Origin of the sequence: Acinetobacter sp. SWAC5, assembly GCF_003419885.1 — a bacterium.
In the GTDB taxonomy this organism is placed as follows: Bacteria; Pseudomonadota; Gammaproteobacteria; order Pseudomonadales; family Moraxellaceae; genus Acinetobacter; species Acinetobacter cumulans.
Map to the genome: position 1 here is coordinate 79,285 of NZ_QUWR01000012.1, position 10,811 is coordinate 90,095.

Consider the following 10,811-nt stretch of genomic DNA (forward strand, 5'->3'; position numbering starts at 1 on the left):
CCACACCCTTAAACTATTACTAATAAGCATATAAGTTTTAAGAGAGGGTTTAAAGTTAATTTTAAATATATTTAATGGAGTTTAAGACATGGGGCTTTGTAAGCGCTCTACATTTGATGAAAGGTCAGAAACATCTTGCTCTAAAGTCATTGCCTGGTCTATCGCACGTTTCATTAAATATTCTTGATTAATTTCTTTAGGCTCTTTACGAGTAGCATTCTTTTGTTCTTCTTCTAATTTGAAACGTTCAAAAGCGAAAATAGAACGAATAATACATAAGCTATCTTCAAGTAGGTCTGAATGCACTTTAGGAAAAATTAGATCAGGATCTAAATCAGATGCGACTTGGTTAAACAGCATAAATTGATCGCGATGTTCGATAAGAAATTCATCATATGTACCGAACTCAGATTCGATCATATCTGGACAATTTGCGAGAGTAGAGACTTTCGTATCTTGTGATAACAGAATTGAATCACCTGATGGCGCAACTAAAGCATGAATAGGTTGTTCTGCAATAGGAGCCAACAACACTACAGTAAATGGGCGTGTTTGGTTTTTCATGGTTAGTCCTAATTAATATAAAAAAAGCTTTGGCCAAAAAGTCTATTTTGAAATTTTGGTAGGTTAATGGAATCGAATAGAAGGTCCGTCTCTTTAGTACACTTCTGATTAATTAGATAAATGATATTTTGAAGAAGTGCAATTAATTTAAATGGACTGTTGTATTCATTGAATATGGGTGCAGCAATGCAAAGAGTCTTTTTTCTATCGGTTGATAATGCCCATGGGTTCACCAGGGTAAAGCTCACCTTGGCATTATTATGTTCAATTGGTCGTGCATAAATATCAAGAACATCGGATAAAGTAGATACCTTTAATTCTTTTGAAATGTCAGTAAGAATCTCACTGACTTGAAGCGCTGTTTTATCATGAATATCGCTTATAGTGATGCAAACACCACTATTACTATTCATTAAATTTGCATAAAGAACTTCAATAACCATGGACTCGTCTTTGGATAAATCCTTTAAATTGGCATTGACTAAATCTATGATCCGATCTGATTTTTGTTCAAGTTTAATTTGAAGCAAAAGCGGTTCATTCTTTTTTGAAACAGGGAGTACTTTATAATCGCTAAGATTGTAATTTAACCGCTTCATTTCAGTAATCAGTGTTTCTTTGGCATTATCAAAAAGCTTCTGATCTCTCTTGGTTAAACCAATAACAAAATTTGTAGACATGAGTATATTCATGATCCACAAAGCAGTAGATAAGGATAAAACACTATCCTTAACAACTTCTGAATCTGAATCAGAAAACCCAGATATTTGCTTGATTTTGTCGGTTATCGAAATCATGTGAACCCTTGTTTAATTCGGCATTTTCATCTGAAACTTTGTCAAAAAGATTAGTTTGATTAAGTACGTCTTGGATATTTTTTTGTGGATCATCACTGAGTAAACATTGGAATAGGGCGCTAATTAAAGTAGCAAGTGATGTTCCATAGTCATTGGTACACTTGATTAACTGGCCAGCATCTAAGCAAATTGGTGTTTCATCATCATAAAGCAAGTGTAATTCTGGTGATTCAGCATAAACCAACTTTACATGAGTATCCGTGATGATTAACTCAACTTCTAAGTACTCATTATTTTCAACAAAATATTTAAAGCGCAACATCAATGCATCATCGCCACGTTCTATATATACAATTTGTCGATCGGTCGTATTGGTATGGCTGACGAATCTATTCTCTTTTGTGATCTGATCAATGTAGTTCAAAAAGATGGTTTTGAGTGACGCACTTAAAATACCTTTGGCAGCGAGTTCACTTTTCAAGTAAGGCAGAAAGTTTTCAAGATTTTCATGCAATGGTTTTTGCATTCGATCATCTCCAATGGGATTAATAAAAGGGCATACACATCAAATGTACAGCGACTCAGTTATGACTATTTCGTTACAACAGTTACTTAAAAGACTGCAGACTGTTTGACTTATAAAACTGATACTTTCGCCACACTTTTAATTCAGAAATATCTAACTTGTTTCTAAATCAATATGGATTTATTTGATTATAAAGCCACATTGAAAGTTTAAATATTTAAAAATTATTTTTAGTATATACCTAAATCTAAGATTTAAAATGGATCTAACTTTTAACTGGCAAACTTTGTTGCTTTGGTTAAAAGGGTTAAGTCTTCATGGAATTGATTTTTTAAAAACCCATAGTTAAAAACGTAACTAATAAAGGTGAAAAACTCTAATTGGTTCGGTATTTTGTCTTCAAGAATACTGACCTCTAATTGCAATGTTCCTGTTGCACGTTTCTTAGAATGAAACTTAAGACCATCAAATGTTTGACCGTAATAAGTTGATATTTCCAAGAAAACTAAACGGAAAAAATAAGGGAAGATTTGAGAAACAACACGCTCAGGATCATCAATTTGAGTTAAACGTCTACCGTTGTGATATTTAAACTTAATACCATCAGCCATACTTTTTTCTACCAACAGGCGAATATAGGCATGACTACGAGTAATCATGCTTTTAAGTGGCGTTTTTGCTTCATGAATATTTTCGTATTGCATTTAGTTATCTCACATCTCAAGTCTTAATTGGTCAGCTTCATTTTCTTTTTCAATCGAAACTTCAGCAATAATTTTTTGGGTATTTTCGTTTTGCAGATCTTGATCAAATATTTCATTCACACAAGTTTCGACTAATTGTTCAGTCAAGTTTCTGCAGATCTCAAACTCTAAACCTTTAGGTTGTACGGTAGGGTAGCCGTCAATTAAAAATGAGTTTTTCATTTCATTTTCATTTGAAACTTTAGAGTACAAATAAGTCTCAAAATAACGAGCAAACATTTCGGTACTGGTCGCGTAATACGGCGTTGCACGATTTTCAGCACTGTCGATATTTAAACAGTCCTTTTTATAACGCGATAGATTGTCACTAAAACGAATATCACCTACGTTAACTTCAACGTCTTGCGACTTATCAAAGAAGTTTTGCATTTGAGTATGAGGATTTTTAACTCCCTCAGGCATGTACTTCTCTACCAGGTTATAGAACTTGTATTTAGATGACTCTATCAAGTATTCAGATAGGTTTTGCGATAGTGTTTTTAAATCCACATTCGCTGCGTTCGCAACACCTGTAATTTTTTCTTCCAAACCGGTTGTAGGTAAATGATGTTCTGGCTGGCGCATATCATTAAGTTTTTGCTGATAGCGCTCAAACGACTTAAAGCTTATAGCATTAATGTCAGTGTTAATTTTAGAGACAATGACATCCACCTTGTCTTGAACTGTACTGAAGAAAGATAGGTTTGTATCAGCTTTATATTCACGCTCATACTTCTTCAAGTACTCTTCAATTTTCTCAAACTGACGGCGAATGAGATCTTCATAGTGCTTTTGGTGCCAGTCAAAGAAGCTGTTTAAGGTTTTGCGCGTAGAATTAGGATAATTCTCTTTATTCTTAATCACTTCATCATGCATTGAATCAGCAACAGTGTGGTACGCCTTGATTGCAGTCTCAGCATTCTCATGAAGTACTTGACCGTAATTTTTCATTGGCTGAACTGGCTCATTCATCATCGCACGATGTACCTTTTCAAAAGCACGACCGGACTCAGTAACAGGGGAGTATCCAGCATCCAACATATTTGATAAGAAGTGTCGTGCACCTGGTATCTCAAAATTAGGGATGTCTTCATAATAGTCCTGAAGTACAGAACGATTCATTTGAGCGTGATTTTTATATACTTCCGCTTTTTCCAACATTCCCAAGTGTGCATCTAGCGCATGGCCATACTCATGAGCCAAACTTCCAGATCCGCTATCACGAGTTAAGTTAACCACGTTCTTAGACAGTTCAAAATGCGCTGCAGATCCTTTAATTCCGCGTGAAGCCAAAGCAACACCCAAGTTCAATAAACCATTGTTTGATTTAAAGCCCATGAGTTGTTTTAAGTCAGCCAATGAGTCATACACGGCATTAACCAACTGTTGAGCCACAGGACTAACTTTATTGCCTACTTCAACACCACGGATAGAAAAGTCATCTTTAAGCTTGAATGAATCCACATCGGCACCTTGGCGATGATCAGGACCAGTACGAGAGTAATTTAACAATCCGTAAATACTTGATTGGACTTTTTCAGTCACAAAGCCATTTTCAAGTTTTTTCACTTCACTGGTAAATGACGGCAAACGTGGTGCTTTAGGTGTATTCACAGCTTCAGTCGTTGCTTCTATAACTGGTGCAACAGGATCTTTAACATAAATAGGTGCAGATTCAGCTTTAACTAAACCACTTTCAATCGCACTTTTCAGAACGTATGGTTCAAGCACAGTTGAATATAAGCCAGTACGTTGCATGTTGCTGATCGCATCGCTCACATCTTTAGTGACTTTCGACTTACCGTAAAAATCAAAGATCTTACCTGTTGATAGAATCTCACTGAGTTCTTTATCAATCGTTTTTTCGATGATTTTCTCAAGCTGAACACTGATACCGCCTGTATGTTCTGGCATAATGTAGTACTCATTCAAATTGCTAAGCAATTCGAAGTAGTTTTTGTAGTTGTTCTTGGTACCTTTACTATAAAGCCCGATATAGTCTTTACGTTGGCGATCAGTCATACCAAGACTTTCAGCAGATAAGCTTTTATTGTTTCTTACCGCATGAATCAACTCTTCTTGAGTATCTACCATCAAATTTCTGATGTTAGAAACAACAGCCACATACGCACGTAATTCTGTCGCTCGTTGGCTATCAAGCATCAACGCATTTTTAGAGAATAACGGTTTAGTTGGGCAGTAGTCATACATTGCCTTTACGAATATTTTGTCATCAATACCGAGTGGCGTATTGGTGTACCAAGCTTGGAATTCTTTATTTGCAACGATTTTTGCTTTTCGATAGTCCGTAGCTGTTTGATCGGCTGATGTCGCTGAAATATATTCCAATGAAATGTATTCACCGTAGCGATCTTTATGTGCACCGCCAAACTTGGCACCTACATCACCTAAGTACATAGCAGGGGAGTCACTTGGCTCTACCTTTACATCAACAGGCACATATTTGTCTTTTGGTACCAATTGATCGATAAACGTGAAGTCAGTAAACACACGGTTTTGAAGTTGTAAGACATCTTCAACTGAGCGCATACTTTTAACAGGAAAAACGCACAGAGACTTGTAATCACCGTGAATATCGGACTTATCACCAAAAAGTTTAACCGATGCATATTCATTGTCGGTCGATGGCTTGATGGCCAAAAACAATTTGTGATTTTCAGTTTTGATATACGGCTTTATGTGTGCGGTTTGATCGTATAGAGCACCAAGCGTATTCGTAATCAAAGTTTGGAAATGCAAACTTGCTAACTGTTTATTCTCAAAGTCAGTTTTGTGTTTAATCTGAATTTCAGGCAAGTTAGATAGTGCTAATTGCTCTAAAGTGGTACCGAAATTAACCTTAGATTCGATAGCATTTAAGATTTCGTGACTAAACTGGTCTACATCATCAAAACCAGTAATCAATTGATACTGATAGTCATGAGACGGTATACGAAGAAGCACGGCAGTTAATTGAGGCTCATAGTCCGTATCAACCATAAACAATTGCGGTGTTTCATCTTGTTGAGATGATTTGTTTAGCAACTTGTATTGGTGAACTTTAGGGTTGGAACCTACAAAATGCTCAGCATAAGCCTGTTTAATCGTATCTTGTAATGCTTTGACATGCTCAAGCATGACGGCATTGACTTCATTTAAAGCGGTTAAGGTTTTATATTTTTCTGCAAACGCCTCATTCACGGCGATCTGCTCTAACATAAATCTAGGCTGAATATCCTCAAGTTCTGGATTACCTACACGGTTTAATACAACACTAAATTTGAGCTTATTAATGAACGGATCAGGTTCACCATTGATACCATTGCTAAAAAGTTCTTTAAGATCACTTTTCTGAAGTTTAGAGTTCACCAAATCAAACGGATGAACTTCTTCAAATGCCTGAACATCAAAAACTTTGGTTAAGTTTTTAGGCATGATTGCTGTCTGGCCATCTACATGAGCGATAACATAGGTGTACGCTGGAGAGATGTTGCTCAGAAGCTCAGTGACTTCATTCGGTTTTTTATCGTAGCTAAGATCCTCAAACTTTTCGTATGTTGCAGAATTAAGATTGCTGATGAAATCTAATTTAGAGTTGAAATTAGATGGATGATCAGAAATGTACTGGAACATCTTGTTTGGTAAAGACGTAAACACTTTATTGATTAAAGTTTGCTGACTATCTTTAGCTTTGAAGAAGTTGAGATCTGACTCGTAATATTTTTCAAAAGTGAACTTAGCTGGAGGCATAAACGTCATGCTGTTGCGTGAAGTCGATAACTTAAACAAAGCATTCGCAGACGTTTTAACCGCATCTCTATCATTAAAGCCAGTAGCCTTATGTATATTGGCATCTAGGGAAACTGAATGCCCAATAAACGGCGCATTTTTGTCTTTATGATTGTAGAGGCGTATATACTGAAGATCATTCTTTTGAAACACAGTTATAAACAAATCATGATCAGGGATCTTGATTGCGCCGTGGTGATCTTCATAGTGCTTTACAGCATTTTCTAGCTGAGTGTTAAAGTATTCAGATTCACTATTGAACTGTACGTTCTCTTCTTCAGCTGTTAGAGAAAAATATTTAACGTTATTCTGAAAAGCTACATTAGGTTTGAGAAGATCCTTAATCACCTCAAATTCTTTTTGTACTTCAACATCAAATTTGCCAAAAACTGTACGCTGATTAATATCAATCAGGTTCAGATAGTTGAATAGCTGAATGTTGTTGTAGTTGTGGTTCGGTAGGGCAGTTTTGTTTAACTGGAGCTTACCATCTTCTAACTGCATGCTTTGGACTTGCTTCAAGTCATCTGCAGTCAGCTCTACACCAAAGACTTTCTTAGTTTCTTGTTTGAGCTCTTTATCTTCACCAGCAATCACTAAGGCAGCTAGTTTTTGTGCCTTGTCATAATCGCCATCTTCTAGATATAGGGTTTTTTCAACAAAATACTTGGCAATGTTCGCATACGCTTGATTTGTTGCTTTGTAGCCATCGGTAGACAATGAAAAATGTTTGTTTTCATCAAATTCATTTGATTTAACGGTTTTAACTTTTAAATCGTCAATGTCACCCGTTGGTTTAATCTGAACATAGATTTCATCTGCAGCGAGATCCATGTTCGAGACAAATAAGGTCGAATTTTTAGAATAAAACTGACGTTCGATACTCGACAACAGATCCTTTGCATCTTTACGGTCTTCTTCCATGTCAGACTGCATATCTTCAGCAATCGACTTGATGTTTTCGCCACGGTCATCCTTTGTGATAAATGACCAGTCTTGTTGCGGATATTTGGCTGTTAATGCCTTTTGGAAGCTTTGAACTTCAACAAAGCGATTGAACTGACGGTCCAGACTAAACCCATCTGTATGTGATGAAGTTTTAGCAAGAATATCCTCAGGAACAGAATCAGATTTAGTCTTACGATTGAAGTTTTCACTTGCATTTGGCACCAATAAATTACGGAATAAAATCTCATTTACACCGTTCTTTAAGAATGACGCACTTTTAGTTTGTGATAGAGATTGTTTTAAAAATGCTTCATCAAAGTTTGATTCATCAAGAAGCCGAGTAAACTCTTCAAAATACGCTGAAGCTAATTTATCGTTATTAGCAAGATCAGCCGTGCACAGATCGCTTAACTCTAAACGCTGTACATCTTGCTCTAGCTCTAAAGGCGCAGAAAAATCACCAGCAACAAAATCATTGATATTTTGCTCAACATAATTGTTCGTGCGTGACATCAACATATCAACTGCAGTTTCATTATTCACAAATTCCTGAAGCTCAGGCGTGTTAATTGAAACCAATTGATTGTCGAATTGCTTAGATAGTAATTTGAACAGATCCGCTTTATGTTGATTGCTTTCTACTTCAGATTCAAAACCTACAAATTTGCCGTTTTCATCTTTAGCGTAGTAGAAGCTGTTTTTATTAAACAAAAAGGTATTTGTTGCAGACGTAATGCCAGATACCAAAGTTTCACTTTGCCATAAGACTTTTTTAACTTCATTGTACTGTTTTGAGATCTCAACATTGTGTGTGTCGATTTCGTCAGAGATCGCTTGAATATCATCTACGCTGAAGTTTTTTGTTTGTGTAGCTGAGCGCACGACATCTTGAATTTCAGCATATTTCTGATTTAGATAATCACTATATTGCTTCTCAATTTGTTGAGCTTGTTCAGTAGCCTTAGGAATGACATAGACATCCAAGATCTGTCTAATTTCAAGCATAGACGGCGCGAAATCACGCACCTTGTCATTGCCTCTTGCATCCAATAATTCTTCAGGAAACTTTAAGAGCTCTTTAAGTACGGCAACATCATCAATTTCTGGAGTAGGGAGGTCATTTGCAATGTTGAGTAGATCAGACTCAGTAATAGATGCCTTCTCAGTTGCCTCAAAATTAACATCAAGGTCATTCAAGATCTCGTTAACATTTGATTCATTGAGTTGTTCTTCTAGTTTACGCTGTTTGATTTCAGCAGATTGGTGATCATAGAGCGCATTAAACTTAGGAACGATGTTTACAGAGAATTCAGAGAACTCTTGGCTCAGATCGGCAAAGAAAACTTTACCTGTTGGCATCTGGCGTACCATTTGTTGTAAGACATCATGGCGAAGCATGGCAGCGTCATACACCATCTTATCTACAAGGCGTGTTTCAATACCTTGTTTAGACGCCATCCATGTGCCGTGTTCATCTTTATAAAAAGCTGGAATACCTTGTTTAGCTGATTCTAATAGCTTTGGATACGGCAATTGCTGTTGATTAAACACACGGTCTATCACAACAAGATCAGAAGCTAATTTTTGTACATAAGCATCAACATCTTTAAAGCTCATGTTAAACATTCTGTTGCCACGGCCATGCTCAATCAGCTGATTAAAAGTGGACTCGTATTCATGAGCAAAATGCACCAGGTTAATATTGTCATTTAACCCCAATGCTTCATACGGATCATGAGCAAAGATTTCAGGAATATGGCGCAAGTCATCAATAATCAGTAACGAACCATCTTTTTCGTAATTGACGGGTACTGCAAATGGAGACAACTTAATTTTGGCTAGATTATCTAGACTTTCGCCACTGGCCATCGCCGATTCTTCATCTAGATAGACTTTAGAGAAGATATTTTCATAGCCATAATCTTGAAGACGATTAAAAGGAATTTTTGAAGACTGAAATTGAGCCAAGTAGGATTTGTTCGATTCCTGAAGACTGGTTTTCAGCGTATCAAGGATATTAGATCCATTGTTTAGCTTACTGACATACACTTCAGGGAAAGCAGAAAGGCGTTCGGTCGCTGATGCGAAGTAACTTTTCCAGTTCGGAATGTTCTTCTTAAACGGTAGATTGGTGAGATAAATATCTTCTTGCTTAGTCGGTACTTTCATATCGTTGGTAAACGCTGGAAAGACCTTCTGAAGATCGTTTAGATCGATACCAGACTTTGCCGGGTTCTTATAGTAGTACGCATGAATACCATCATCATTTTGCACTTCATAAAAATGGGCATCCATTAACACTTGTTCAAATTGCTTAGAACTGTTTTGTTCAATAGATTTTTTGAATTGCTCAAATTCATTAACAACAAGCATCGCCGTTTTTGGGCGAAAATTGTTGGCTGGCGATACTACAAGACGCGCACCAAGACCAGTTAAATTAGGCCATTTAACTTCATTCACTTTATAGTCTCCTACTTGGTCACATAGCATGATCCAAGACTTTAAAACGACTCTTACGAGTACTTATATGTGCTTATATTAAACTAAAAAATTAACTTTGAGGGAGGGTTTAGGCGTTATTCTTTAAAATAGTATATACCGAGTAAATAGCACTGTTTAAATACCTATCATTTTTAATAAAACCATCTAAAACCGTGCACTATTCTTTCTTTTTTTATAAATAAAAATGCCACCGTATAGGTGACATCTTGCTTAAAGCTGATGGTTACATTTTAACAAATTCGTTTTTAGCGAGTTCGTCTGGTTGGGTGCCATCTTCTACACCTACAATAATTCCAGTACCACGAATAAAGTAGCCACTATTATTCGGATATTGGACCAAGGTAACATTATGCTCAAGGTTACTTTCTAAAAAGGTAGTGCCGTATCCCCAAAACTTATTTAATCCTTGCCATGGAGCATCCTTAATATAATTGTTTTGGGCATATTGAATGGTGTATTGACCAATTGGAAGAGATATATTGACAGTTTGCTTTTTGGGTACCTGAACAACGGCTCGTAACCTTTTAGTGGCCTTATCTCGAATGATAAACACAGTATCAACATTTTGAGATTCCATTGAAACAGGACCAAAATGTTGTGTGTTTTCCATACTGGAAACATTAATCACTTCTTTTTTAAATGGCATGGCTGCACTATTGGCTACCATTTTTTGATGTTCAGCATAGTCTTTTGCCATTTGTAGACCGTTTTCAGGTTCATTCGGTTGGCCTGGATTGGCTGACTCTACTGATTGAGCTTGTTTCGATATTGCCCGTGTAGCACTTTGAGCAAAGAGATCGACCAATCCGAAATGATTAGCCACAGATATAATTGCAACTGCTAGACCAAAACCAGCAAATTGCTTTGGAATTGCTATTGCCATAGTGCCCCCTGATTCCATTTATAAGATTTAAATAAAAAAAAGATGCCACCCACAGGGGA

Annotated in this window: 6 protein-coding genes; all 6 read right to left on the reverse strand. The window is 36.6% G+C overall.

The window, feature by feature from the left end; genetic code table 11:
- Positions 1–81 precede the first annotated feature (81 nt).
- The 6 genes from DYI81_RS10380 to DYI81_RS10405 all read right to left on the reverse strand — a co-directional run bounded on the left by DYI81_RS10380 (position 82) and on the right by DYI81_RS10405 (position 10,752).
- Complete coding sequence (locus tag DYI81_RS10380; protein ID WP_005028671.1) at positions 82–564, reverse strand: hypothetical protein; 483 nt, start codon at positions 562–564, stop codon at positions 82–84.
- An 8-nt stretch (positions 565–572) separates the two neighbouring features.
- Positions 573–1,361, reverse strand: coding sequence for a hypothetical protein (locus tag DYI81_RS10385; RefSeq protein WP_005028672.1), 789 nt, complete (start codon positions 1,359–1,361; stop codon positions 573–575).
- Positions 1,315–1,887: a hypothetical protein gene (locus DYI81_RS10390; RefSeq protein ID WP_005028673.1), complete on the reverse strand. Its 573-nt coding sequence runs from the start codon at positions 1,885–1,887 to the stop codon at positions 1,315–1,317. The genes DYI81_RS10385 and DYI81_RS10390 overlap by 47 nt, the downstream gene beginning before the upstream one ends.
- A 272-nt stretch (positions 1,888–2,159) precedes the next feature.
- On the reverse strand, positions 2,160–2,591 hold the full coding sequence (locus tag DYI81_RS10395; protein ID WP_005005806.1) for a hypothetical protein: 432 nt from the start codon (positions 2,589–2,591) through the stop codon (positions 2,160–2,162).
- Positions 2,592–2,600: 9 nt separating this feature from the next.
- A complete protein-coding gene (locus DYI81_RS10400) occupies positions 2,601–9,827 on the reverse strand; it encodes an LPD1 domain-containing protein (RefSeq protein WP_227504984.1) in 7,227 nt (2,408 codons plus the stop codon).
- 265 nt (positions 9,828–10,092) lie between these two features.
- The gene (locus DYI81_RS10405) at positions 10,093–10,752 is read right to left on the reverse strand and encodes a hypothetical protein (protein WP_005028677.1); all 660 of its coding nucleotides are present in this window, start codon (positions 10,750–10,752) and stop codon (positions 10,093–10,095) included.
- Positions 10,753–10,811 lie beyond the last annotated feature (59 nt).